Genomic DNA, 25,762 nt, shown 5'->3' with positions numbered 1-25,762 from the left:
TGAATAAGGCCTTTATTGAAATTTTCAATCTAATTTTTCTAACTTATTATTGCTCTCATGTTATAGTGTGAATCATTGTTAAGCAAGAATTTATAGGGCCATAATGCTCACTGCGGTATATAAAAGTAAGAAAAAAGCGGATAGCTTCTTATTTGTTGAAAAAAGAGATGATTTTACTAAAGTTCCGGAACCTTTAATGGCTATGTTTGGTCAACCTAAATATGTGATGCTGATAAACCTAGCAAAACGTGCGATGTTAGGCACAGCTGATTTAGAAACCGTAAAAGCAGCATTGACAGAAAAAGGGTATTATTTACAAATACCGCCTCCGCAGGAGAATCTGTTAAGCCAATTACGAAAAGAAAACGGAGCCGATAATGATTAAAAAATTAGCCATGATTTTATGTGGAGTATGTTTAAGCACATCTGTAATGGCAAAAACACAAGCTGAATTTCAAACATATTTAGACGCTTTAAAGCAAGAAGCAATTGCAAAGGGTTACGACAGCCAGCTTATTGAACAAGCCTTTGCTGGTGCAAGCTATAAAGAAAAAATAGTATCTGCAGATAAAAATCAGCCAGAAGTTAAAGAAACGCTCGAAACCTATTTACCTAAACGCGTACCGCAATGGAAAATTGATCGCGCCCGTAAATTATACGCCGAAAACCAAGACGTGCTAGAAAAAGTAGCTAAAGACTTTGGCGTTCAAGCGCGCTTTATTGTGGCAATTTGGGGCCTTGAAAGTAACTTTGGTGCTATACAAGGTGGCCATAATGTAATTTCATCGCTCGTTACGCTCGCATTCGATGGTCGTCGCGAAACCATGTATAAAAAACAGCTTTGGGCTGCGCTTGATATTTTAAAGTCAGGGCACATTACCCTTGATAAGTTTAAAGGCTCTTGGGCAGGTGCTATGGGGCAAACGCAATTTATGCCTACCTCATTTAACGCTTACGCGGTTGACTATAATAACGATGGTCGCAAAGATATTTGGACTACCAAAGAAGATGCATTCGCCTCTATTGCTAATTACTTAAAGCAAGAAGGCTGGAACGACTCGCTTACATGGGGTCGTCAGGTTAAGTTACCAGAAAACTTTGATAGTAAATACGTGCTAGTGCGCGGTACTAAAACGCGTAAACAATGGTTAGAATTTTGGAATGACTCAGAGCGCTCATTAGCTGAATGGCAAGCACTAGGTGTACGCCGTGCAGATGGTAGTGATCTGCCAAATGTAGATGTACGAGCAGCGTTGGTAATGCCAGATGATATAAATGGTCGTATGTACTTAGCCTACGATAACTATAAAGTATTTATGCACTGGAATCGCTCGTATTACTTTGCTACCAGTGTAGGTTATTTATCAGACAGAATTGGCTATCCAAAAATATAATACAGATTAAATAAGTATCTAAAAAAAGCCGCAATTGCGGCTTTTTTTGAATTTTGGGTTTTACTTACTCTTTTTTAAATATTTTATCTTTTAAGTCAATTACCTTACCGATGCCAGATCCTAACTTCATTAGCTTATTAAGCTGCTCAGGGGTTAAACGCTGTAATTCAGATGACCATTTAGTCACTGTTTCAAGCAGGTTATGAATTTCGCCCATTTGTTTTTGTGCGTAAAGTTCATCTTCGTTGCTTGCAGTATCTAATAGATTATCGCGCAGTAAGCTTAGAGTAGGCTCTACTTCGCGTTTTTTACGTTCTTCGAACACCCGGTTAGCCATATCCCAAATATCACCCGCAGGGGCATAATATTCTTTTCTGTCGCCAGGAATATGTTGTACTTTAATGAGCTGCCACGATTGCAGCTCTTTAATGCCCATACTAACATTGCCGCGTGAAATACTGAGGGATTCTGCAATTTGGTTCGCGGTCATCGGATTTTTAGTAATAATCAATAAGCCACACATTTGTCCAATAGTACGATTGAATCCCCAGCGGCTACCCATTTCACCACAGTGCATTACAAAGGAAAAATTTTTGTCGGATAAACTCATAACTTCTTAATTTTTAGTAATTTCAGAAACTAATGCTAGCACGCTTATTGAGTATGGCAAGATTTTACAGCGAGTTAAGTAATTACTGTCAGACTAAAGTTTGATTTAGATTAATAATCACTCAGCTATATTGGTTTAAGTTGTAATGGGTATAAAGCAATGAAGTTTATTTTTAATACACATTAATACTTATTTTATAGGTATTACTTAAACGATGGAATGATTATGAAAGCTGCAATTAATAATGAATTTAAAGGTAAATTACAAATAATAGACATGCCTATCCCAGAGGTTGGCATAAATGATGTATTGGTAAAAATAGCGGCCTGTGGGGTGTGTCATACCGATTTACATGCATGTCATGGCGATTGGCCTGTTGCGCCTAAAATGCCTTTAGTGCCAGGCCACGAAGGCGTAGGTGTAATTGAAAAGGTCGGTAGCAATATTAAACACCTAGAAGTAGGCGATCGCGTTGGTGTGCCTTGGCTTTACAGTGCCTGTGGGCATTGTGAGTTTTGCTTAGATGGCAGAGAAACCCTGTGTTTGTCACAGCATAATACCGGCTACTCTATAGATGGTAGTTACGCCGAATATTGTTTAGCACACGGTGACTACGTGGTAAAAATACCCGAAGGGCTTGGCTTTTCAGAAGCCGCGCCATTATTTTGCGCTGGAGTAACTACGTATAAAGCACTTAAAGTGTCAGGAGCTAAACCCGGGCAATGGGTGGCTATTGTGGGAGTGGGCGGTCTTGGGCACTTAGCTGTACAGTATGCTAAAGCAATGGGGTTTAATGTTATAGCGGTTGATACCGGCAAAGAAAAACTCGCGCTGGCCAAAGAGCTTGGCGCAGATATTACCCTCGACTTTAAAGAAGTGGTCCCAAGCGAAGCCATTTTTAAACAAGTAGGCGGCGCGCATGCAGTCGTATGTACTGCAGTTTCAAAGCCTGGTTTTGAGCAAGCTTATAAAAGTGTACGTCGTGGTGGTAAGTGTGTGTTAGTGGGTTTACCGCCAGAGGATATGCCATTACCTATTTTTGACACAGTATTAAATGGTGTGTCAGTTGTGGGCTCTATTGTAGGTACTCGAAAAGATTTACAAGAGTGCTTAGAATTTGCAGCACAAGGTAAAGTAAAAGCAATTATTGAAGAAAAACGCTTAGAGGATATTAACGAAATTTTTGATGATATGCTCAAAGGCGAAATTAACGGCCGTATAGTTGTTACTATTTAACGGTTAAAAAAGGCAATAAAAGGCGTACATATTAAGTATGTACGCCTTTTATTATTTTAGTGACAAATCCTAGTTAAAGTGTGTAGCTAAAGCTTAATTTAGCATTGCGCTCTTGCCCAGGCATACCGCCTAAAAACATGGCTTTAGAGTAATAACGCTTATTAAATAAATTATTAAGATTTAGCTGCATATGCCATTTATCAGTTGTGTACGAAATGGCAGTGTCATAAATTGTATAGCTAGGTACATAACCATCCGGAATCGAAAACGAGCTAGAGTTAGTGCTGCGGTTATCTACAAAAGTAATACCGCCGCTAATATTTACCGCCTCTGGTAAATTAAACATGTTTGCGTAGTAAGTTACCCAAGTGCTGGCAGTTACATAGGGCACGCCTTTTTGGCGAGTATCGAAACTGCTGCTATTAGGATTACTTTGATCACGTGCATCTTGGTATACGCCGTTGACGTTTATTTTCCATTTATCGTTTAAGTAAGCGTTTAAATCAAGCTCCACACCTTTGGTTTCTTCTTTACCATTATAAAAGCTTTCAACTATACCCTCTGCAGATACACCCGCTTCATAAAGAGGGTTAGCATACTCTAAATTAGTTCGCGCGCTTTCAAATACCACAATAGACGCTAATAACTGATCGTCAAAAGCCTTAAAGCGAAATCCTAAATCGTTACTTAACGATTCAGAATCTTCTCTGTCGGCTTCGTTACCACTTACAGAGCCTAAAACACTGTAGGCTGTACGCCCTTTAGAATGATTAACAAATATCGAGAAATCTTCAGTTGGCTGATAAGTTGCACCTAAATTATAGGTTAAACCACTGTCTGATGTATTTGCCTCAGGGGTTGGGTTTGCACGGCTTGAACTGTAGCGCTCATCTACACCTAAATGCTCGTAACTTTGTTTAATGCGGTTATAGGCAACCCCAATACGTGTAGTAAGGGCTTCATTTATATAGCTTACATGTTGAATACCTAACCCCCAAGCTTGTACTTTTTTATTGTAGTCGCTGGTTTTAAGTGGGTCGTAATCGGCAAAGTTACCGGTTGGCCAGTTAGGCTCTCGTATATCGTAAATGTAGGGCAGTGTGCCTTGGTAAAGTAAGTTACCGTCGCTATCGTTGATCACTTTATCGGCATCATAAATAGAATATTGTTTAAAGCCAATATCTCTATCTTCATAATTAGCGTTTACTAATAACTCGTTGTCTATATCGGCTACTGAAAAGTCGTAACGCAAATCGGCAAAGTACTGCCATGACTTTTCGTCGGCCTCCACTTGGCGATACTCTTGGCGGCGTGCTGCAAACGGGTAAAGTACCCCGTCTTCAACTAGTGGCGCGCGCGGATCTTGGTTTATTACTCCACTGCGAGTTGAATACACGTAATTATAAGCCCCGGTTTGACGAGCAAAGCTTGAGGTGTAATTACGATACTGCAATTGTTGATTCAAAAATAAATCATCGGTAATAAAGTAGTTGTGGGTTAATTTAAAACGCAGCTCCTCACCTTCGTTATCTTTAGCCATAGGTGAAATAATACCATTAGTACCAAAGCTGTAAGGCGTTAAACCATCTGAAGACGATAATGAATTTGCAAGCTCAATGCGCTGCGCTTCAGATAATTGCAAGCCATTGCCAGACGGATTATTTACTAAATCAGCACCGGTTACTTGATCTGACGTTAGGCCATTTACCGAATTTGCATCGTAAATACGAATAGGGTGACCAATTGAATCCACTGCAATGGCATCTTTAATGTAGGCCGCGGAGAGCATAATATTTTGTTTGTTATCGAATACATATTTAAGCGAGGTATAAATTTCGTCGCGATCTTCTTTTAAGTCACGAAAGCCGGCACTTGAAGCTGTTTTAGCCATGACCCTGTAGGCTAAATTATCGGTTATAGCATTGGTGCTATCAATCGAAAGTGCATAACTATCCCACTGGCCAAGCTCTACGCCCACTTTATGTTTTTCGTTAAACTCAGGCTTTTTTTCAATTAGGTTTATTACGCCACCAGCGCTACCTATGCCATATAAACCAGTAGCAGGGCCTTTTAGTACTTCAACCGATTCAACATTAGTAAGTGAACGAGTCGGGTTAAAGGTATTACCTAGCCCAGCACCGCCATACATACCGTCGTAGGTGTAATTGGCATCTAAGCCGCGAATAACTAAATTATCGCCAATACCGTAGTTATTGCCGGCTTGAGTTAAACCACTTACGTTGCGTACTAAATCTTGCAGGCTATTAACCCCTTGCGATTCAATAAGTTCACGGTCAATAATAACCACAGGAGCTGGGGTTTCCATTAACGACATGTTTGACTTAGTAGCTAAGCCAGAGCTCATAACAACACGATTTTGTTTTTCGTAAACGCTAATGCGCTCTATGTTGTCTTCAACTTTTATATCATTAGCAAAGACTAATTGTGCATTTAAACAAGCAAGGGTAAGTAAAGAATATTTAAAGTTATGCATATAATGGTAAGTATTCGTATTTAACAAGCTGCGTGAATGATAATAGTTATCGTTATTAAAATAAATGAAAAGTTCAAAAAAAACTTTAATAACAATCTGTTTGCTGGTTTTTTGAGCGTGTTGAAATTAGTAAGCGTAACTTATGCTTTTTAAATGTACGATTAGCTTTTTCAGCCTAAGTTGGCCAAAGTTTCAGCTATAAATTGTTTAGACTTAAAATAAAGGCCCGCTATAAATTAAAAGCGGGCCTTATGTAGAGCTATCTAAAAAGAGTTACTAATTTTTGTAAACTACCCCTGCCTTCATTACAAAAGGAATGTGCTCAAGTGTTGCAATATTTTTAAGCGGATTGCCTTTTACTGCAATAATATCGGCTGCAAAGCCGGTTTTAAGTTGGCCTAACTGCTTATCCATTTTTAATAGCTTTGCGCTATTTACAGTAGATGCTTGAATTGCTTGCAGTTCAGTCATACCAAACTCAACCATGCGAGAAAACTGTTTAGCATTATCGCCATGCGGGTAAATAGCAGCATCGGTGCCAAATACCATGTTTACGCCGGCGTTCACTGCACGTTTAAAGCTATCACGCTGTACTTTAGATACTTGGCGTTCTTTATCTAGGTTTTCCTCATCTACGCCATTTTGCTCACCAAAACTCAGTGTATATTCGGTATTGTAAATATCCATTGAAAGCCAAGTACCATGATCTTTAGCTAATTTAATTGCCTCGTCATCTAAATAACTGGCATGCTCTACGCTATCAACACCGGCTTTAATTGCGGTTTTTATACCATCTGTACCATGAGCATGCGCGGCTACTGGTAAGTCGCGAAGGTGCGCTTCATCTACAATGGCTTTCATTTCTTCAAACGAGTACTGCTGTGCGCCCAATTTAGTCCCTTTTGAAAATACTCCCCCTGTGGCACAAAATTTAATGGCGTTGGCGCCGTATTTAATATTTTCGCGCACTTTAACGCGTACCGCCCATGGACCATCGGCAACGCCTTGCGAGGTATATTTAAGCTCAGGTGGCAAACGGTTGTTATCACAATGGCCGCCGGTAATACCTAAAGAGGGGCCTGCTGCCCAAATACGAGGGCCAATTATATCGCCTGCGTTAATTCCATCGCGTACTGCAATTACGCTGTAACCTTCTGCGCCTACGTTGCGCACGGTAGTAAACCCAGCTTCAAGGGTTTTTTTCGCAAAGTACGCTGCTTTTACAGCCATACGCGGTACCGATTGTCCTACACGCTCACTGCGAGGTACCGTTGGATCGCTGGTTAAATGCACGTGCATGTCCATTAATCCTGGCATAAGTGTCAGTTCAGGCAGCTTAATATGTTCATCTCCTTTATTAAGCTTAGGCGTTTTATTGCTATCAATAGCGGTGATCACGCCATTATCTATGGTAATAAGGGGTGACTGTATTAACTTACCACTTTGAACATCAAGCATTGCCTTAGCAGATACATAAGTAACAGCATAGGCATTCATACTGTTTAAACATAAAAGTGCGATAGAAGCAGACAGTAGTTGTTTTTTCATATTAGGGGGTCTTTTATTAGTATTTTAAATTAACTCGACTTTACCAAGCTAAGCACAAACTGCAAATAAATAGCGATGGCTGTTATCTATCGTAATTTCTTTATTTAGTTGATGTAACTACGCATACTCGATAAGTAAATTTTAACAAGGTATCAGCATGAAATTAATAAACTTGGCGGTTATAGCCAGTGGTGTACTGCTTGCTTTAAGTGGTTGCGCTAATATTAATAAAAGTAAGTATGAAAGTAACAACACTAGTAGCCACGTGCAATTAAGTATGGCTAATACTGCCAAAGCAGTGGTATCAGAGCTTTCAGCGCAGCAACAGCTTGATGTACTGGTAGCGCAATATTACGATGAATCGCTTATGTTTAGCCCTCTTAGTGCCACTTACAATGGCCGTAATGAGTTTAATAACCAATTTACGCCTGTTATTTCATCGGCTAATCGCGATAAAAAAGCCGCTTTTTATGAAAAATATCAACAGCGCTTATCACTTATAGATAAAGAGCAGCTAGTAGGACAAGCATTATTAAGCTTTGAAATATTAGCCCAAGACTTAGCGCTTAAGCTTGAAGGAATACAATACCCAGATTATTTATTGCCAATTAATCAAATGGCAGGAGCGCATAATACCTTTGCTGGTTTTGGCTCGGGACAAAGTGCACAACCTTTTAATACAGTTGAAGATTACAGCAACTTTTTAGCCCGAAGTGAGGGCTTTATTAACTGGCTTGTAAGTGTGCAAGAATCAATGGCGCAAGGCATAAAGCTGGGCGTAGTATTACCAACGTCACTGGCTAAAAAGCTGCAACCACAATTTGCAGCCCATGTGGTAACTGATGCCGAAGACTCACTATTTTGGGCGCCAATTAAAAACTTCCCAGAGTCGTTTACAGCGCAGCAAAAGCAACAAATTACAGCACAATATAGAAAATTGATTATAGAGCGTTTAGTACCTGCATATAACAGCATGAGCGAGTTTTTAGCTAATCAATATATTCCTAATAGCCGAGAAAGTGTTGGTTATAGCGATTTACCTAACGGTAAAGCGTGGTACGAATACCAAATTAAAAAACACACTACGCTTAGTTTATCTGCCAACGAAATTCATGACATTGGTTTAAGTGAAGTAGCGCGTATTTTATCGCAAATGAAAAAAGTAAAAGAAACAGTTGGCTTTAAAGGTGACTTATCTGCATTTTTTGACCACTTACGTGATTCGGACGAATTTTATTACAACACGCCGCAAGAGTTAATAGCGGCATACGAAAACGTAAAACAAAAAATTGATGCGCGTTTGCCACTGCTTTTTAACATAGCACCAAAAGCGCCATACGTTGTAAAAGCAGTAGAAGCTTACAGAGCACAGTCGGCTGCGGGCGCATCTTATGCGTCTCCAGCACCCGATGGTTCTCGCCCAGGTGTTTTTTATATTAATACCTATAACTTAAAGGCGCAGGCTAAGTTTTTACTCGAAACACTATCGATTCACGAAGCAGCACCTGGGCATCACTTTCAAATAGCATTACAGCAAGAAATAGATGGCCTGCCAGATTTTCGTAAATTTGGTGGCTACACCGTATTTGCCGAAGGTTGGGCGTTGTACGCTGAAAGTTTAGGGAAAGAGCTTGGCTTATTTACCGACCCGTATATGTGGTATGGGCGTTTATCAGATGAGCAATTACGCGCTATGCGTTTAGTACTCGACACTGGTTTTCATGCAAAAGGCTGGACGCGTGAGCAAGGTATTGATTACATGCTAGCTAATTCGTCTATGGCTAAAAGTGATGTAATAGCCGAAGTTGAGCGTTACATAGCATGGCCAGGCCAAGCGCTGTCATATAAATTAGGAGAGTTTAAAATTAGTGAGCTGCGCGACTACGCACATAAACAGCTAGGTAATAAGTTTGATATTAAAGCGTTTCACACGCAAATACTCATAGATGGCGCATTACCTATGCCAATTTTAGAACAGAAAATAAAACGCTGGGTTAAATCAGTACAATAATGCTTAGGCAAAGCCCTTACCTGCAAGGTATTGGCTTTGCGCCATTTGCAGCAATACGGTAGAATGCGCGCTCTTTAGGGGCGCGAGTACATTATGTTTGATCAACAATTAGCAAATACACAATTTTGGCTTAAAAAAAGCCTAAGCGACATGAACCAAAATGAATGGGAAGCCATTTGTGACGGCTGCGGGAAATGCTGCTTAAATACCTTTATTGATAGCGAAGATGAAGATGAATTTACCGCCACCGATCAGCTACGCGAAGGTGAGCAGTTAATATTTACTAATATTGTGTGTCAGTATCTCGATAATAATACCTGTGGTTGTAGCGAATACGAAAATCGTCAAACGCTGGTACCATCTTGTGTAAAACTTACCAAAGAAAACCTCAAAGATATCTTTTTTATGCCACAAAGTTGCAGCTATCGCCGTTTGCACGAAGGGCGAGGGTTGGCCTCGTGGCATCCGCTGTTAAATAATGGCGACAAAACAAAAATGCATCAGCAGGGCATTTCGGTAAAAGACAAAACCGTAAAAGATTGCGACGTTAAGCTCGATGACTTTGACCTATATATAGCAGAGTGGCCAACCAAGGATAGTGATTAATGAGCAAGCAACAGGCTGTTATTGGTTTATTAAATCCCAAAAGCCCAACTAATGTGGGCGGTGTATTACGTGCTGCAGGTTGCTACGACGCACAGCAGGTGTTTTTTACCGGAAACCGTTATTTAAATGCACAAAAGTTTCATACCGATACAAAAAATGTGGTTGAGCGAATCTCACTAACTGCCACCGATAATTTAGAAAAAGTAAAGCCACAAGGTGCCACGGTTGTGGTTATTGAGCTAATTGAAGGTGCAACGCCACTGCCTGAGTTTACCCACCCAGAAAACGCATTTTATGTGTTTGGCCCAGAGGATGGCTCAGTGTCTAAAGACGTTTTAAAGTGGGCCGACGAAGTCGTGTATATTCCTACTATTGGCTGCATGAACCTCGCCGCCACTTGTAACGTGGTGCTATACGACCGTTTAGCAAAACTAGGCGGCGTAGAGAGCAGCGATACTACAATTATCAATTCGCGCGATACCAATAATAAAATGAAATGGGAAAAAGCATAGCGCTTTAGTCGCTGTGCAGCGTATTTTAAAACGACATAAATCCCCCGCAGTTAAGCGCCAATCAGTAATAAGCCTCGCAAGGGGCTTGTATTTTTAAGTACACAATTTAAACAACACACCTTAATCTTCCCGATCCTTCTAAGTTCATGAATAATCATAATTAAGCCTTTATTACTGTTTTAGCTCTTTTGTTGCTCGTAAGCTTTAATAACTAAGACATTTAGTTAAATATTTGCTAAAACTGTAGGTGCTAATAATAACAATTAAAAAAGGGCACTTATGTTTGGCTCGTTAAAATTTACCTCTAAGGTCACTATTGCTGCATCACTGATATTAGTATTGGTACTTGGTGTTTTTACAATTAATAACTATGTATCTATGCGCAATCAAACCGAGCAGCAACTTGCTCTTGTACTGCAACAAAGTTCAGAATCTGTTTCGCAAAACATTGCTAATTGGCTAAACGACAAACTGGCAATTGTTATAGCCATAGCAAAAACACACCAATCTAGTGATAGCAAAACGCTTACCCTTACACAGCTTAATACCGCTGAGTTGGCCGGAAACTTTAAAAATACCTATATTGGTAAATCCAATGGCGTGTTTATATTAAACGATCAAAGCGTAGTATTGCCCGCTGATTTTGATGCCACGTCTCGCCCTTGGTACAAGCTAGTAGAAAACAAAGAAAATACTGCCTTTACTACCCCTTATATAGATGTAACCAGCAATGAACTTACTATATCTGCGGTTGTGCCGATGCAGCAAAATGAGCAGTTTATTGGTGTAGCGGGCGCCGATATAGAAATGAGCATTATTACAAAAATTATTAACGATATAGATTTTTTAGGCTTAGGTTACGGCTTTTTAATTGACAGTAACGGCCAAGTGTTAAGCCACCCTAACAGAGCACTTAATTTAAAAAATACTACTGAGTTATTTGGTACCCACACTGCTTTGCAAAGCGAATTTACAGAGTATCAAGTGGCAGGGCAAAGTAAGCTTATATCGTATACAAAAATACGCGGTATAGAAAACGTTGACTGGTACTTAGGCGTGGTAATCGATAAAGATAAAGCCTTTGCCAGTGTGTCGGCCTTTGGCAAAACGGCCGCTATATATATGCTTATTGGTATCGTTGTTATCATTATTATGATGCAACTATTATTGCGCTATTTAATGCGCCCAATGCAGCGATTAAACGACGCTATTAAAAACATTGCCCAAGGTGAAGGCGACCTAACGTGTAGATTAGAAGTTGAAAATGAAGACGAATTTGGCGAGTTAAGTCATTCTTTTAATTTATTCATTGAAAAAATACAGCACTCTATTGAGCAAGTAAAGCACACCACAGAGTCATTAGATGTGGCTATTTCGAGTTTAGTGGCGCAAACCGACTCAACATTATTAATGTACGAAGACCAAACTAAACGCACCGACAGTGTAGCAACCGCTATTAATCAGTTTTCTGCCACCGCAATGGAAATATCAAACAGTGCTGAGCGTGCCTCTAAGTTAGCTAAAAATGCCGATCAGCACTCAGCGCAAAACCAGCAAACACTCAGTAATAATGTGGCCAGTATTCATCAGTTATCAAAAAATATGGAACAGGCACAGCAAACTATTAATAGCTTAAATGTGCATACAGCCAGTATTGGCCAAGTACTTGAGGTAATTAAAGGCGTAAGCGAGCAAACAAATTTACTTGCCCTGAATGCCGCAATAGAAGCTGCACGGGCTGGTGAAGCTGGGCGAGGTTTTGCTGTAGTTGCCGATGAAGTTCGCCAATTAGCGCATCGTACTCAGCAATCAACCCAAGAAATAGAAGACACCGTAAGCCAATTACAAAAAGGCTCTAATTTAGCGGTAGAACTAATGAAAACCAGTTTAAGCGACAGTGAAACAAGCGTGCAACAAGCCGATGCGGTAGGTGTTGTTATGCAACAGATTATAGATGCAATACAAAAAATTAGCGATGCGAATCATGTTGTTGCTAGTGCAACCGATGAGCAAAATCAGGTTGTTAAATCCCTCGATTCAGACATTCATAATATTAGTGAGCTTTCAATACAGGGCAAAGCTAATTTAAACCGTACCTTGGATGAATGCACCAAGCTTAAACAACAATTTAGTGATTTAGAGCGCATGGTTAAAAAGTTTAAAGTTTAAAGTTTAAAGTTTAAAGTTTAAAAACAATCGCTAACAACAGTTTAGCTATTAACCATTATAGTATGTGTAAATGCTGGTGGCTTACATTAAGCACGGGCTGTTAATACGGAGGAGCAAATGGCTCAAAGTAAACTTGTTTATGTACACGACCCTATGTGTAGTTGGTGTTGGGGTTATGCACCAAGCTGGCATAAATTAAAAGCTGCTCTTGAGAGTAAGCTAGTAGTTGAATACAAAGTGGGAGGGCTTGCACCTGACAGCCAAGATCCTATGCCACAAAACATGCAGGATATGCTACAAAACACCTGGCATAAAATAGCAGCGCAATTGGGGACTGAGTTTAATTTTGACTTTTGGCGCAACTGTAAACCAAGGCGCTCAACGTACCCAGCGTGTAGAGCGGCGCTTATTGCGCGTAAAGCGGGCAAAGAAAGTGCAATGGTTGCAGCCATTCAACAAGCCTATTATTTAAATGCTCAAAACCCCTCAGATGAAAGTACATTAATTAGCTTAGCCGAGCAAATAGGTTTAAATAAAGCGCAGTTTGCAAATAGGCTTCAATCAAAAGAGCTTAATAATGAGTTAATTGCAGAGATTAATTATGTACATAGTTTACCCATTCAGGGTTTTCCATCTTTAGTGCTTATTAATGAGGGTAGCGCGTACCCAATAGCAATAAACTACACCGACTGGCAAAAAACATTAAACCAAATTAATGCTATTTTAAGCTAAATAGCCTGAACTCAGGTTAAGTATTGCTAAATTATGCGTGTTTGGCTGCCAAACACTCACTCCCCTTATAACACTTGTTACACAACACTCCTTACACAGCACTTCCTAGACAGCCCCCTTAGACAGGCTATTTATTAACGCTGTCATAAAAGCGACTTCTTTGCGCAACATGCTTGTCATTTTTCATCTATACACTTTCGCTCATTGAAAATATTTAGTTTTTAATTGTTTGTATCAAACGTTTAAAGCTAACAAAAACAAACTAGCAAATCTGCTAACTAACGAGTAAAGGTGTATGCGATGAAAGGCGTTAAACCATTAATTATAGCTGGTATTGTGGCCGCAAGTGCCGCTGTACACGCAAACGATTTAAATAAGGTTATTGATAAAAGCAGTGAAATTACTAAATCGGCTGCGCAATCACAAACAAAAATAGACAAGATTGCAGATTCAATGCAAGGGCGTCTGCAACAGTTTAAAACTCTTAATAAAGAAATTGATGGTTTAGCTGTGTATAACGCTCAGCTTACAAAACAGTTAAATAACCAAATTGCAGAAATGCAATCGATGAATCTCTCTATGGATCAGGTTTCAATTATTGAGCGTCAAATTACGCCACTAATGATGCGCATGATCACCGGCCTTGAACAGTTTGTATTACTCGATGTACCATTTTTAAAAGACGAACGTGAAAAGCGTTTAACCTCTTTAAAAGCCATGATGGAACGTGCCGATATTACCTCTAGCGAAAAGTTCCGCCGCGTACTCGAAGCCTACCAAGTAGAAGTTGATTATGGCCGTACTATTGAAGCCTACAGCGCACTGCTTGAGGTAGATGGTAAAGAGCGCGAAGTCGATTTTTTACGCATTGGTCGCTTAGAGCTCATTTACTTAACCCGTGATAGTAAATTAGCTGGCAGCTGGGATACACAAACAAAAACGTTTGCAGCACTTCCAGACTCAACCATTAGCCAAATTAATAAAGGTTTACGCATTGCGCGTAAGCAACTTGCCCCAGATATGTTAACTCTGCCAGTTCACGCAGCACGATAAGAGGTCGAAAATGAAATTGTTTACTCAAATGACAAAAATGGCCGTACTTGCTGCAAGTATAAGTTTTACATGCGCAAGTGTAGCAGCAGAGCCAATGGATTTAGATTCATTACTTAAAAACCTTGAACAAGGTAAATCTGCGCAAAGTGTGCAAAATACTCAGCGTGAACAACAGTTTACTGCGCGTCAAAACGAGCAAGTAAAAATGCTAAAAGACACGCAAGCAAAGCGTAGCCAAATGCTTAGTGAATCAGAGCGTTTAGAAACACAGTTTGAAGAAAACGAAATTAAACTGGCTAATTTAACCGATACTCTATCAAAGCGTATGGGATCACTTAAAGAATTGTTTGGTGTGTTGCAACAAGTGGCAGGCGATTCAAGCAATAAGTTTGCTACCTCTGTGGTATCGGCAGAAATACCTGGTCGAAGTATTTTTATGGACGATCTGGCACAAAAAATGGGATCTACTTCACAGCTTGCTTCAATCGAAGATATTGAAAAAGTGTGGTACGAGCTACAACGTGAAATGACCGAGCAAGGCAAAGTGAGCCGCTTTAATATTCAGGTTATTATTGAAGGTGGTAACAAAGCAGAGCAAGAAGTTGTGCGTGTTGGTGCTTTTAACCTTATTTCCAACGGTAAATATTTAGAGTACAGCCCAAGTACAAATACGCTAAGTGAGCTTACTCGCCAGCCCGTATCGCGCTATACATCAACCGCAGGCGAGTTACAGCAGGCTAAAAACGGTATTGTACAGTTTGCACTAGACCCAACCGGTGGCTCAATTTTAGGTTTACTAGTACAAGCCCCAGATACCGCTGAGCAAGTTCACCAAGGCGGCGCTGTGGGTTACGTTATTTTAGGTGTGGGTTTATTAGCACTGTTAATTGCAATTGAGCGTTTTGTATCTTTATTGCTAGTGGGTGGCAAAATTCGCCGTCAACTTAAAGACACGGTTGCTCGCGACGATAATCCACTAGGCCGTGTTATGAAAGTAAAAGACGACTACCCAAATGTAGCCTACGACACCCTAGAGCTTAAATTAAGCGAAGCTATACTGCGTGAAATGCCAAAAATAACCCGTAACTTAACCCTGATTAAAATTATTTCAGTAGTGGCTCCGCTGCTTGGTTTACTTGGTACAGTTACCGGGATGATCAATACCTTCCAAGCCATTACCTTGTTTGGCACCGGGGATCCTAAGCTCATGGCAGGCGGTATTTCTCAAGCGCTTGTAACAACAGTACTTGGCTTAGTTGTGGCAATACCCACAGTATTTATTTACACCATACTCAACACCCGAGCAAAAAGCTTACTGCTTATTTTACAAGAGCAAAGCGCGGGCATTATTGCAAAACGAAGTGAAAAAGGAGCATAAACCATGGTGCTATTGATTGATTCAATCAATGCTATCCGTGATTTTCTCGACACTGGTGGCCAAGTTCTCTTGGTCATTGGGGTGTTAATCTTCGCGATGTGGTTATTGATACTCGAGCGATTTATTTACTTTTTTAATGGTTTTCGTGGTTACAAAAAAACCATCAAAAATAGTTGGCTTACCCGCAGCGAGCGTAATAGCTGGAATGCAGAACAAATTCGCCAAGCGATGATCTCACGCGCCAGTATGCGCCTTAACGCTAACTTAGCACTTATCAATGTGATGGTTGCATTGTGTCCGCTACTTGGCCTACTTGGCACAGTAACAGGAATGATTGAAGTGTTTGATGTTATGGCAATTACAGGTACAGGCAGTGCGCGCTCTATGGCGTCGGGTGTATCTAAAGCAACTATTCCAACTATGGCAGGCATGGTCGGTGCGTTATCTGGGGTATTTGCCTCAACGTACTTACAGCGCCGCGCTAAACGTGAAGTAGCGCTACTTGAAGACAGCATGGTTTTAGACCATTAAGCAATTATTAATAAGTGGCTCTACCTATAGTCACTTATTTTAGGAGAATAAAAAATGAGAGCCCCATTAGGAAACCTATTTCAAGAAGACGAAGCAGAAGAAATAAACATGACCCCCATGCTAGATGTAGTATTTATCATGCTTATTTTCTTTATTGTAACCGCCTCATTCGTAAAAGAGTCGGGTATTGATGTTAACCGCCCCGAAGCCGCCACTGCAGTTAAAAAAGAACGCGCTAATATTTTGGTCGCTATTTCAGACACAGGTGAAATTTGGATTAATAAACGCCAAATAGATGTGCGTGCGGTGCAGGCAAATATTGAGCGTTTAAAAGCCGAAAACCCACAAGGGAGCGTGGTTATTCAAGCAGATAAAAAGTCGACCACGGATACTTTAATTAAAGTAATGGATGCAGCGCGCGCCGCGGGTGTGTTTGATGTGTCGATTGCGGCCCAAGAAGCCTAAGGGTTAGCCATGCGTTATTTAATAGCATTTGTAATAGCCATTTTAGTAACCTTTATGCTGTTTTTAAGCATGCAGGCACTTATTACTGGTGGTGAGGGCGCAATGAGCGAACCTGCAAAGGGGAACGTGCTTGACTTTGTACGGCTTAAAAAAGAAGAAAGCTTACAAACAAAACAGCGCAAACCACAAAAACCACCCACACCCAAAGAGCCGCCACCACCAATGGAGTCACCAAAAATGCAAAACAGCGATGCCAATGCAAAAGCTAATAATTTTGACTTTGCGGCCAATGTTGATGCCGAGGTGAATTTAGCCGGTGGTTTAGCCCTTGAATCAAGTGATGGTGAATACCTGCCCATTGTAAAAGTGGCGCCAGTGTACCCAAGGCGCGCACTGTCTCGTGGGATTGAAGGCTACGTTATTGTTGAGTTTACAGTAACCAAACAAGGTACAGTTCGCGACCCTCAGGTATTAAAGGCAGAGCCTGAATCGCTATTTGACCGAGCGGCGATGGATGCAGCCCTTAAATTTAAATATAAGCCCCGCGTAGTTAATGGTGAAGCCGTTGAAGTTGCGGGAGTACAGAACAAAATATCTTTCCAGATAAGCGGTTAATTTTTGGATTAATTAATTCAACCTATTATTAATTCAATCTATCGATGGATAGAAAAGCGAGGCGATGATGAAATTACAACCAATAGCAGTTATTTTTAAATTAACACTTTTTTGCACCGCAACAATAAGCGCAAGTATTGTAACCCCCAGTGCACTTAGTTTATTACCAGGTGTGAGTGCTTTTACAGCGCAAGCCGCAGAGCAAAAAACCAAACGAGTACCGGCCCTGCGTGAAAAAGTATATAGCCAGTTAGCGCGAGCCCAAAAGCTTGCCGACGATGGCGATGTTAAAGCAGGCCTTGAAGCGCTTGATTCTATACAAGATCGCGCATCAAGCATGAACTCCTACGAAATTGCAATGATGCATAACTTTTATGGCTTTATTTATTACAACGAAAACGATTTACCCAAAGCAATAGCCGCGTTTGAAAAAGTAGTCGCTGAGGAGGGTATTCCAGAAACATTACGTTTAAGCACTACGTTTAGTTTGGCTCAATTGGCAATGGCTAACAGTGACTACAACAAAGTAATTACGTTTTTAGACCAATGGGATGCTATTAATACAAAAGATAAGCCAGAGAGCTACTATGTGTTAAGAGCGCAAACCTATTATCAGCTAAAAGACTACCAGCAAGGCCTTAACTATATAACGCAAGCTATTACACTAAGTGACAGCGAAGGCAAAGTACCAAAAGAGAACTGGCTAGTATTACAGCGTGCTATGTACTACTCACTTAATCAGTCCGATAAAGTGGTAAAGGTACTAGAGCGCATGGTTAAGCTGTATAACAAACCAGAATACTGGGTGCAGTTAGCAGGTATGTATGGCGAAACAGGTCAAGAAAAACAACAACTAGCAATTATTGAAGCTGCATATCAGCAAGGCTTTTTAACCTCCAAGTCAGATTTACGCCAATTAGCCCAGGTGTATTTATACAATGGCTTGGCTTATAAAGCAGCCATAGTGATGAGTAAAGCAATTGAGGCAGGAATAGCAGAGCAAACCGCTAAAAACTATGCCTTTGTAGCTGAAGCCATGATCCAAGCTAAAGAAGATGCGCAATCGATTAAATACTTTGTAAAAGCGGCGCAGTTATCAAGCAGTGGTAACTACGATCAGCGCTTAGCACAAGTGTATGTAAATACAGAGCAATATGAAGAAGCTGCCGACTCTGCGCGTAAAGCACTTGATAAAGGCAACCTTGATTTTGAATCAAACGCATTTGTAGCTTTGGGCATGGCACAGTTCAATTTACAAAACTTTGATGCCTCTATTTTAGCGTTTGAACAAGCGCAAATACATAAAAAGTCGCAGCGCTTAGCCAAGCAATGGATTAAATATGTAAAGCGCGAAAAAATACATGCTGAAACCCTAAAAACAGCATTACTTTAATGTTTTACTTTTGCGCTAGGTGCTAAATTAATAGCGCATAAAAACAGTTTATAATCGCAACGCCAAACCGCACTAATATTAATTTAGTGCGGTTTTTTTACTTCTGTAAAGTTAACCATATGAATATATTTAATTTATTATTGTCACATAGTGTTTATTAAAATGTAACGGCACTGTCATATCTCTCCCGTATTGTACTCCTATTCGATAACTCAAGTGACCTTAATGCATGAGTGTCGTGCCTTAAAGTGACTTAAGTTATTACTTAATGCGCTAACAAAATAATTAAATACTTTAACGGAGTGAACAATGAAATTATCTGGCTTATTTAAGGTTAGTCTAGTGGCTACTGCAATGACTTTAGCAGGCTGTGGCGGCGATATCGAAATTACACCCACGGTGAACGATAACAGCACCAGTACTGATAACAGTGTTAATAATTCAAATAATAATAGCGGTGGCACTAACGATGATATTAGTTGTACCGAGTATCAAACTGATGCGGGCACGGTTGCTGGTATTTTTGATGGTAAAGACTGTTTATATAATGACTCGTTTGCCAGTAAAAATATTCAAATTACAGCTAACTTAACCTTTGAAGAATTACCTGATGGCGGTGTTCACTTATTCGAAGACGCATTATTAATTGGTACAGATGGCGACACGACTACTGATTTTAGCATTCCAACAAACGGCCCTACGTTAACGGTTAAGCCTGGGGCAACTCTTGCATTTAAATCGGGTGAGGCTATTGTGCGCATTGCCCGTGGTGCAAAAATTCAAGCTGTTGGCACTGCCGATAAACCGATTGTATTTACCTCTGCTAAGGCGTTTCCTCGTTTTGATGCCGAAGGTAAAGGCCCACTCTATGCAGATTGGGGCGGCATAATTATTAATGGTAATGGCATTACTGACCAATGTACTGAAGCAGAGCGCGACGCGGCAACGTGTAATGTGCCCTCAGAAGGGATCACCAGTTACTTTGGTGGTAATGATAATAGCGACTCTAGCGGTAATATTAAATGGACCAAAATTTGGTATGCCGGATCAGGTCCTAAAGTAGGCGGAGAAGGGGATGATTTAAACTCGTTAACCCTCAATGCGGTAGGCTCGGGTTCAGAGTTTGACTACATTCATATTCACCAAGGTTTTGATGATGGTATTGAAATATTTGGTGGCGCAACCACCATTAAGCATGTTGTTGTAACCGACACTCAAGATGATTCGTTTGACTTTGATGCAGGTTGGCAGGGCAAAGCGCAGTTTTTGTTTGTTAAACACGGCACCGTAATTACCCGCGAAGGCACCACAGTATATATGGGTAATAACGGCTTTGAGTCAGACGGCGTAAAAGGTACATCAAGTGCGCAAGTGGCACCATCAAACCCAACCATTGCTAATGTCACTATTATCACCACCGATGGCCTATCGGTTCGCGATACTGACCCTTCAAATGCGTTTAAATTTGATGACTCATTTAATGCTAATTTTTATAACGTATTAATGACCAAAGACATAGCTTTGCAATCTAGCTGTATTAGCTTTTCAAGCGATGGCGAAAAGCAAGCCGATAAAATTATTTTTAATAGCTCAGTAATGACCTGCGCCTCTGAATTTGACGATGCCGATGGCACCTTTAATAGTGGTAAAGAGCCTGCAGCATTAACGGCCACTACACTTACTGCCTGGTTTGATAATAACGGCAGTAATCAACGTATAGGCGAAGGGGCCGATGTATTTGCTAGCAATGGCTTTGCTACAAATACTGCCTCAACCGATATTACTGTTACCGCTAACGACTTAAGTGGCTTAGATGCGAGCTTTTTTGAAGCAGCTCCTTACATTGGTGCAGTGTCTGATCAAGACACCACATCACCTTGGTACAAGTGGGTAGAAACAGCACTCGCTGCATCAGCTCAAGACTAATACCTCAGTAACGCACATTAAATAGTTAGGGCGCCATTTGCAAAGTGCATTTTAGGCGCCCCTTTTTTAACTGATTAGGGATCTGTAAAGATGTTGAATCAAGCTAGATTGAATAAATTGTCATTGGCAATTAGTCTCTCGCTTTTAGCAAGCTCGCTTAATTTGAGCGCTGCACAAAGTGAGCAAAGCGAAATAGAAGAGATTGTTGCTGTTGGTACTCGGCTACAAGGTAGCGCCGCAGCTGTAGTTGAGGAGCGTAAAAACCAAGCCTTTGTTGCCGATATTTTAGGTGCTGAACAACTTGCGCGAACCGGCGATAGCGATGCGGCTTCGGCGCTGCGCCGTGTAACGGGTTTAACCTTAGTAGATGGTAAGTTTATTTACGTACGTGGCTTAGGTGAGCGCTATTCTAGCGCGCGTTTAAACGGTGCTTATATTCCCAGCCCAGATTTAACGCGCAACGTAGTGCCGTTGGATATTTTTCCTGCCAGTATTATTCAAAGTATGGCGGTACAAAAAGCCTACTCTCCAGATATGCCAGCGGCGTTTGGCGGCGGTAATATCGATATTCGTACTAAATCAATTCCTGCAGAATTTACTGCCGGATTTGCGGTTGGTTTATCTAAAGATACATCGGCTAGCAGCGGTTTTACCTATAAAGGCAACGATGGCGATATACCCCAAATTTTAAATAACGCCATAGTGCAATACAAAGGCAATTTTGATGTGGGGAACATTATTGCTAAAGATAACTTGGTTGATAACAGCGAGGCGTCACGCTCAGACCAAGCAATTGCCATTAACAATCAATTGTTAAAATCGCTACCACGCAATTTTGCTTTAAAAGATGAATCGCTAGACCCAAATTGGGATATTAAAGGCCATTTAGGCAATAGTTTTGATGAGTCCTTTTTAGGCGGCACTTTTGGCTTTTTACTCTCAGGTGAATACGATAAAAGCTGGGACTCGGCAAAAAGAAGAACCGCTGTTATAGCCCAAGATATTGGTGATGATTGTGCAACCACCCTTAATTCAGCGCAAGATGTAAGTACATCGTGTTTTAACACAGTTAAAGACTCAGTAACCACCACAGAAAACGAGCGTTATAACGCCACGCTAAATTTAGGTTATAGATTAAATACCCATAGTATTTCATTTATGAGCTTATATTTACGCGACAACGAGGATGAAACCGAGGTAGCCACGTCGCAAAGCCCCGCAGGCAGCTCGGTATTTACCATAGTAAATGATAACCGAGCTAATCGTACTCATGAGTTTAATTTAGAGCAGCGTACACTTACTGTAAATCAGTTATTGGGTCAGCATACCTTTTTAGATTACTGGGGTATTGGCGCCGACTGGCAATATACTCGCTCTAAAGCCAGTACTGACATTCCAACTAATGTAGAGTTTAAATTTAGAGATAACTACGATAACAGCGGTAACTATAGCAACTCGCAAATTACCGGCGATGATAACCGTGCGCTGTTCTCGTATATAAATATGCAAGACAGAGTAAATTCATACGGCGGTAATTTAACACTTCCTTTAAGCTTTAATGCTGTTGAGGTAGAGTTAAAAACCGGCTTTGATATTGCCGACCGAGCGCGTATTTATAACACCTCTAGTTTTGCCGTAAATAACGGCACTGGCCTGGCGTTAACTGTGGCAGATAATCCGCTTGATGCGGGCAATTATTTAACCGATGAATTTATTGACGGCGAACGTATTTTACTCGACTTTAATGAACCCTCAGCCCCCGATGCCGATGACTATATAGCTGGGCAAAAAGTATCAGCTGCGTATGGCTCGTTTGATGTTATTTATGATGACTTATTGCGCTTAAGTGGTGGGGTGCGTTATGAAGAATTTAAACAAACCTCTATCGGCACCTCAAGCTTAATTTTTACTGCGGATGACTTAAATATTTACTATTCCCCAGAAAAAATAGCCGCAGGCAGTATTAATGAAGATGACTTTTTTTCGGCACTATCGCTTACATATTTAGGCGGCGAAAACTACCAAGTACGTTTAGGGTATGGCGAAACAGTAGTGCGCCCCGACTTACGTGAAGTAGTGCCAGTGTCGTATTTTGATCCGCTAACCGACATTCGTACTTTTGGCCGTGTGGGTTTGCAAAGTAGCCCAATTAAAAATTACGATTTACGCTATGAATATTATGGCAACACCGGAGATTCATTCTCTGTAGCCGCTTTTTATAAAGACATAGATAAACCGATTGAAACTGTATTACGCATTGGCGATGAAGATTACTCAGCCTCATTTGTAAATGGTAAAACTGCGCAGGTGTACGGTATAGAAACCGAATGGCTAAAAGATCTTACTTATTTAACCGAAGGGCTATTTACCAGCGGTAACATTACTTTAAGTGACTCAGAGGCAGATATCGATCCTGCACTTGCGAGTAACTTAACTAACCCGACTAAACGCATGACCGGGCATTCTAAATACGTGGTTAACTTACAGCTAAACTACGACTCTGTTGATGGCCAGCACAGTAGCTCGTTGGTATATAACGTATTTGGCGAGCGTATATTGGCAGCCGGAATAGCCGGGCGTGATGATGCTTACGAGCAGCCTTTTCACTCACTCGATTTAATTTATACTTGGTACCCCGACTTTAACTCCAACGTTAAGTTTAAAGTGACAAACTTACTTGATGAAGAGCAGCAAGTTACGCAGTCAGATATTGTAGTACGCTCTAAAGAAGTGGGAATGACCTTTGATGTGAGTTACAGCTACACATTTTAGCCACGCTAGCGTAAAGGTAATTATTATAGCCCCATGCTTTTGTATGGGGCTTTTGCTTTTTTATGGCTTAGTATGAAATATATTTAAGTTGTAACTTATTAACTAGTTTTGTTAAACCACCAGTGTTAGCTTAAGCTTGATATGAAAATTAAATCTCACGCAATGAATTTTAATTTTTAATCTTTTCAGGCAACTTTTATGAATCAAATAATGGAACTCACAATGAAAAAAGTAGGATTAGTCGGTTGGCGTGGCATGGTTGGCTCTGTGTTATTAGAGCGTATGAAGCAACAAAGTGATTTTGCACTTATCGACACCACCTTTTTCACCACCTCACAAGCGGGCCAATTAGGCCCAGATATTGCGGGCGAAGCAAAGCCGTTACTCGATGCCAGCAATATTACCGAACTGGCTAAAATGGACATTATTGTTACCTGCCAAGGTGGCGATTACACCAATGCGGTTTATCCACAATTGCGCGAGTCGGGTTGGGATGGTTATTGGATAGATGCAGCGTCGGCACTGCGTATGGCTAACGACAGCATTATAGTGCTTGATCCGGTCAATAAAGACGTTATTGAGCAAGGTTTATCACAAGGTGTTAAAACCTTTGTAGGCGGTAACTGTACGGTTTCTCTTATGTTGCTTGCACTGGGCGGTTTATTTGAGCAAGACTTAATAGAATGGGTAAGCCCCATGACCTATCAAGCCGCGTCGGGCGCGGGTGCGCGCAACATGAAAGAGTTAATTGCACAAATGGGCGCAATTCATCAAAGTGTTGCCGAGCAACTTGCAAATCCAAGTGCTGCTATTTTAGAAATAGATAAAATAGTCAGTGAAAAAATGGCCTCAAACCAATTGCCACAGGATCAGTTTGGTGTGCCACTCGCGGGAAGTTTAATTCCGTGGATTGATGTGCCTATGCCAAGTGGTCAAAGTAAAGAAGAGTGGAAAGCGCAAGTTGAAGCGAATAAAATTTTAGGCTCGGCTAAACAACCTATTCCAATAGATGGTTTATGTGTACGTATTGGTGCTATGCGTTGTCATTCACAAGCAATGACTATTAAATTACGCGAAGATATTAGCGTTGCCAAAATAGAGCAAATTTTAGAATCGCATAACGAGTGGGTAAAGGTTATTCCTAATGAGCGCGATATTAGCACTACCGACTTAACCCCAGTTAAGGTCACCGGTACACTTAATATTCCAATTGGGCGTATTCGTAAATTAGCCATGGGGCCTAAATATATTAGCGCCTTTACCGTTGGCGATCAGCTGTTATGGGGTGCTGCAGAGCCGCTACGTCGTATGCTTCGCATAATTGTTGACAGCGAATAATAGCAATTTAATGTAACCGTATAAACGCTCACATTGTTTTATAAAAAAAGGGTTAGCCATTGGCTAACCCTTTTTTATTTTAAATGCTAAATTAATTATTCTTCAACTTAGGACTATTAAGCTGGTGGCTGTGAATAATTAATAGCCTTTTATTTAATACTCTTTTTCTTTGAGTAATGATTTTAGATCAGCAATTTGTGCTTGCAAGGCGTTTACTTGCCCTTGTGTCGCGGGCAGTGAATCGTTATCGGCCAGCTCATCGCGGGCATTTTTGTGCTCTTGCGACATCACTTCTAAAATAGCGCCAACCATCATATTTAAAAATACAAACGCAGTTAAAAATATAAAGGTTAAGTAGTAAATCCAGCTAAGTTTATAAACCAGCATGGTTTCGTACATTACGTCGGTCCAATCTTCAAACGTGGCAATTCTGAACAAGGTCAACATAGATATTGATACATCACCCCACAATACAGGGTTTATATGTGCAAACATCATACTGCCTACAGCGGCGTAAATGTAAAAAATAACAAACATCAGCAGGGCTATGTAACCCATTTGCGGAATAGCTTTAAGTAAAGCGTTAACTAATAAGCGCAGCTCGGGGACCATAGACACCAGCCGCAATACACGAAATATTCGCAATAAGCGTGCAATTAGCATACTTGAGCCTGCCGCAGGGTATAAGCTACCTAGTACAATAAGGGTGTCGAAAATATTCCAACCTTTGGAGAAAAAATCTTTGATACCTTTACTGGCAATAAAGCGAATTACGAGTTCAATTAAAAAGAACGCCGTAATGCCTATATCCATCCAATTAAGGACAATTTCTACCGTTGGCGGAAGTGAATAGGTGTGAGCACCTACGGTAAGAGCAGAAACAACAATTACAGCAATAACAAATGATTGAAATAGTTTGCTTTTATCTATACGCTGAAACTGCTTTTGCAACTGCGGCAACATCATAATAAGTCCTGTA

At 40.7% G+C, this 25,762-nt stretch carries 21 protein-coding genes; 17 read left to right on the top strand and 4 right to left on the bottom strand.

Annotated elements, in window-relative coordinates:
- Positions 1–103: 103 nt before the first annotated feature.
- The gene (locus CIK86_RS17405; protein ID WP_011330132.1) at positions 104–385 is read left to right on the top strand and encodes a YcgL domain-containing protein; all 282 of its coding nucleotides are present in this window, start codon (positions 104–106) and stop codon (positions 383–385) included.
- Complete coding sequence (locus tag CIK86_RS17400) at positions 378–1,394, top strand: lytic murein transglycosylase (RefSeq protein WP_086999080.1); 1,017 nt, start codon at positions 378–380, stop codon at positions 1,392–1,394. Before CIK86_RS17405 ends, CIK86_RS17400 begins: the two co-directional genes overlap by 8 nt.
- 64 nt (positions 1,395–1,458) lie before the next feature.
- On the opposite strand, the gene CIK86_RS17395 is transcribed toward CIK86_RS17400, so the two are convergent.
- Positions 1,459–2,004 carry a MarR family transcriptional regulator gene (locus CIK86_RS17395; protein ID WP_011330134.1) on the bottom strand — a complete coding sequence of 182 codons (546 nt, stop codon included), beginning with the start codon at positions 2,002–2,004 and terminating at the stop codon, positions 1,459–1,461.
- Positions 2,005–2,229: 225 nt separating this feature from the next.
- Here CIK86_RS17395 and adhP point away from each other — a divergent pair, with 225 nt between their 5' ends.
- On the top strand, positions 2,230–3,240 hold the full coding sequence (gene adhP / locus CIK86_RS17390; protein WP_086999083.1) for an alcohol dehydrogenase AdhP: 1,011 nt from the start codon (positions 2,230–2,232) through the stop codon (positions 3,238–3,240).
- Between the two features lie 73 nt (positions 3,241–3,313).
- Here adhP and CIK86_RS17385 read toward each other — a convergent pair whose 3' ends face one another.
- Both CIK86_RS17385 and CIK86_RS17380 read right to left on the bottom strand, forming a co-directional pair.
- Positions 3,314–5,734 carry a TonB-dependent receptor gene (locus tag CIK86_RS17385; RefSeq protein WP_086999086.1) on the bottom strand — a complete coding sequence of 807 codons (2,421 nt, stop codon included), beginning with the start codon at positions 5,732–5,734 and terminating at the stop codon, positions 3,314–3,316.
- A gap of 276 nt (positions 5,735–6,010) precedes the next feature.
- On the bottom strand, positions 6,011–7,282 hold the full coding sequence (locus tag CIK86_RS17380; RefSeq protein WP_011330137.1) for an amidohydrolase family protein: 1,272 nt from the start codon (positions 7,280–7,282) through the stop codon (positions 6,011–6,013).
- 157 nt (positions 7,283–7,439) lie between these two features.
- On the opposite strand from CIK86_RS17380, the gene CIK86_RS17375 reads away from it, so the two are divergent.
- The 14 genes from CIK86_RS17375 (at position 7,440) to asd (ending at position 24,783) form a co-directional block, all read left to right on the top strand.
- Positions 7,440–9,293 (top strand): DUF885 domain-containing protein, encoded by a 1,854-nt coding sequence (locus CIK86_RS17375; RefSeq protein ID WP_086999088.1) that lies wholly within the window; start codon positions 7,440–7,442, stop codon positions 9,291–9,293.
- Between the two features lie 93 nt (positions 9,294–9,386).
- On the top strand, positions 9,387–9,899 hold the full coding sequence (locus tag CIK86_RS17370) for a YcgN family cysteine cluster protein (protein WP_086999091.1): 513 nt from the start codon (positions 9,387–9,389) through the stop codon (positions 9,897–9,899).
- Positions 9,899–10,411 (top strand): RNA methyltransferase, encoded by a 513-nt coding sequence (locus CIK86_RS17365; RefSeq protein WP_011330140.1) that lies wholly within the window; start codon positions 9,899–9,901, stop codon positions 10,409–10,411. The genes CIK86_RS17370 and CIK86_RS17365 overlap by 1 nt, the downstream gene beginning before the upstream one ends.
- 279 nt (positions 10,412–10,690) lie before the next feature.
- Positions 10,691–12,580 carry a methyl-accepting chemotaxis protein gene (locus tag CIK86_RS17360; protein WP_086999095.1) on the top strand — a complete coding sequence of 630 codons (1,890 nt, stop codon included), beginning with the start codon at positions 10,691–10,693 and terminating at the stop codon, positions 12,578–12,580.
- 117 nt (positions 12,581–12,697) lie between these two features.
- Positions 12,698–13,312, top strand: a complete 615-nt coding sequence (locus CIK86_RS17355; RefSeq protein WP_086999098.1) for a DsbA family protein — start codon at positions 12,698–12,700, stop codon at positions 13,310–13,312.
- Between the two features lie 300 nt (positions 13,313–13,612).
- Complete coding sequence (locus CIK86_RS17350) at positions 13,613–14,365, top strand: DUF3450 domain-containing protein (RefSeq protein WP_058375113.1); 753 nt, start codon at positions 13,613–13,615, stop codon at positions 14,363–14,365.
- Positions 14,366–14,375: 10 nt separating this feature from the next.
- Positions 14,376–15,743 carry a MotA/TolQ/ExbB proton channel family protein gene (locus CIK86_RS17345; protein WP_086999100.1) on the top strand — a complete coding sequence of 456 codons (1,368 nt, stop codon included), beginning with the start codon at positions 14,376–14,378 and terminating at the stop codon, positions 15,741–15,743.
- Between the two features lie 3 nt (positions 15,744–15,746).
- Entirely contained in the window at positions 15,747–16,274 is a 528-nt protein-coding gene (locus CIK86_RS17340; protein ID WP_086999103.1) for a MotA/TolQ/ExbB proton channel family protein, read from the top strand.
- Positions 16,275–16,328: 54 nt separating this feature from the next.
- Positions 16,329–16,739 carry a biopolymer transporter ExbD gene (locus CIK86_RS17335; RefSeq protein WP_011330147.1) on the top strand — a complete coding sequence of 137 codons (411 nt, stop codon included), beginning with the start codon at positions 16,329–16,331 and terminating at the stop codon, positions 16,737–16,739.
- Between the two features lie 9 nt (positions 16,740–16,748).
- Positions 16,749–17,354: an energy transducer TonB gene (locus CIK86_RS17330; protein ID WP_086999106.1), complete on the top strand. Its 606-nt coding sequence runs from the start codon at positions 16,749–16,751 to the stop codon at positions 17,352–17,354.
- Between the two features lie 67 nt (positions 17,355–17,421).
- Positions 17,422–18,747 carry a CDC27 family protein gene (locus CIK86_RS17325; RefSeq protein ID WP_086999109.1) on the top strand — a complete coding sequence of 442 codons (1,326 nt, stop codon included), beginning with the start codon at positions 17,422–17,424 and terminating at the stop codon, positions 18,745–18,747.
- Positions 18,748–19,056: 309 nt separating this feature from the next.
- The gene (locus tag CIK86_RS17320) at positions 19,057–20,673 is read left to right on the top strand and encodes a hypothetical protein (RefSeq protein ID WP_086999112.1); all 1,617 of its coding nucleotides are present in this window, start codon (positions 19,057–19,059) and stop codon (positions 20,671–20,673) included.
- A 90-nt stretch (positions 20,674–20,763) separates the two neighbouring features.
- Complete coding sequence (locus tag CIK86_RS17315; RefSeq protein ID WP_086999115.1) at positions 20,764–23,445, top strand: TonB-dependent receptor plug domain-containing protein; 2,682 nt, start codon at positions 20,764–20,766, stop codon at positions 23,443–23,445.
- A 198-nt stretch (positions 23,446–23,643) separates the two neighbouring features.
- A complete protein-coding gene (gene asd, locus CIK86_RS17310) occupies positions 23,644–24,783 on the top strand; it encodes an aspartate-semialdehyde dehydrogenase (RefSeq protein ID WP_041454945.1) in 1,140 nt (379 codons plus the stop codon).
- A 153-nt stretch (positions 24,784–24,936) separates the two neighbouring features.
- On the opposite strand, the gene CIK86_RS17305 is transcribed toward asd, so the two are convergent.
- A complete protein-coding gene (locus CIK86_RS17305; protein ID WP_176359708.1) occupies positions 24,937–25,746 on the bottom strand; it encodes an ion transporter in 810 nt (269 codons plus the stop codon).
- Positions 25,747–25,762: the final 16 nt, after the last annotated feature.

This window comes from Pseudoalteromonas sp. JB197, from assembly GCF_002332205.1.
GTDB classification, from domain to species: Bacteria; Pseudomonadota; Gammaproteobacteria; order Enterobacterales; family Alteromonadaceae; genus Pseudoalteromonas; species Pseudoalteromonas nigrifaciens.
The sequence above is the reverse complement of the archived record's forward strand: the minus strand, read 5'-3'. Positions and strand labels throughout refer to the sequence as shown.

Excerpts from the sequence above, each read along its gene's own strand:
- CIK86_RS17405 (WP_011330132.1), top strand. The coding sequence starts at position 104 with ATGCTCACTGCGGTATATAAAAGTAAGAAAAAAGCGGATAGCTTCTTA.
- CIK86_RS17400 (WP_086999080.1), top strand. The coding sequence starts at position 378 with ATGATTAAAAAATTAGCCATGATTTTATGTGGAGTATGTTTAAGCACA.
- CIK86_RS17395 (WP_011330134.1), bottom strand. The coding sequence starts at position 2,004 with ATGAGTTTATCCGACAAAAATTTTTCCTTTGTAATGCACTGTGGTGAA.
- adhP (WP_086999083.1), top strand. The coding sequence starts at position 2,230 with ATGAAAGCTGCAATTAATAATGAATTTAAAGGTAAATTACAAATAATA.
- CIK86_RS17385 (WP_086999086.1), bottom strand. The coding sequence starts at position 5,734 with ATGCATAACTTTAAATATTCTTTACTTACCCTTGCTTGTTTAAATGCA.
- CIK86_RS17380 (WP_011330137.1), bottom strand. The coding sequence starts at position 7,282 with ATGAAAAAACAACTACTGTCTGCTTCTATCGCACTTTTATGTTTAAAC.
- CIK86_RS17375 (WP_086999088.1), top strand. The coding sequence starts at position 7,440 with ATGAAATTAATAAACTTGGCGGTTATAGCCAGTGGTGTACTGCTTGCT.
- CIK86_RS17370 (WP_086999091.1), top strand. The coding sequence starts at position 9,387 with ATGTTTGATCAACAATTAGCAAATACACAATTTTGGCTTAAAAAAAGC.
- CIK86_RS17365 (WP_011330140.1), top strand. The coding sequence starts at position 9,899 with ATGAGCAAGCAACAGGCTGTTATTGGTTTATTAAATCCCAAAAGCCCA.
- CIK86_RS17360 (WP_086999095.1), top strand. The coding sequence starts at position 10,691 with ATGTTTGGCTCGTTAAAATTTACCTCTAAGGTCACTATTGCTGCATCA.
- CIK86_RS17355 (WP_086999098.1), top strand. The coding sequence starts at position 12,698 with ATGGCTCAAAGTAAACTTGTTTATGTACACGACCCTATGTGTAGTTGG.
- CIK86_RS17350 (WP_058375113.1), top strand. The coding sequence starts at position 13,613 with ATGAAAGGCGTTAAACCATTAATTATAGCTGGTATTGTGGCCGCAAGT.
- CIK86_RS17345 (WP_086999100.1), top strand. The coding sequence starts at position 14,376 with ATGAAATTGTTTACTCAAATGACAAAAATGGCCGTACTTGCTGCAAGT.
- CIK86_RS17340 (WP_086999103.1), top strand. The coding sequence starts at position 15,747 with ATGGTGCTATTGATTGATTCAATCAATGCTATCCGTGATTTTCTCGAC.
- CIK86_RS17335 (WP_011330147.1), top strand. The coding sequence starts at position 16,329 with ATGAGAGCCCCATTAGGAAACCTATTTCAAGAAGACGAAGCAGAAGAA.
- CIK86_RS17330 (WP_086999106.1), top strand. The coding sequence starts at position 16,749 with ATGCGTTATTTAATAGCATTTGTAATAGCCATTTTAGTAACCTTTATG.
- CIK86_RS17325 (WP_086999109.1), top strand. The coding sequence starts at position 17,422 with ATGAAATTACAACCAATAGCAGTTATTTTTAAATTAACACTTTTTTGC.
- CIK86_RS17320 (WP_086999112.1), top strand. The coding sequence starts at position 19,057 with ATGAAATTATCTGGCTTATTTAAGGTTAGTCTAGTGGCTACTGCAATG.
- CIK86_RS17315 (WP_086999115.1), top strand. The coding sequence starts at position 20,764 with ATGTTGAATCAAGCTAGATTGAATAAATTGTCATTGGCAATTAGTCTC.
- asd (WP_041454945.1), top strand. The coding sequence starts at position 23,644 with ATGAATCAAATAATGGAACTCACAATGAAAAAAGTAGGATTAGTCGGT.
- CIK86_RS17305 (WP_176359708.1), bottom strand. The coding sequence starts at position 25,746 with ATGTTGCCGCAGTTGCAAAAGCAGTTTCAGCGTATAGATAAAAGCAAA.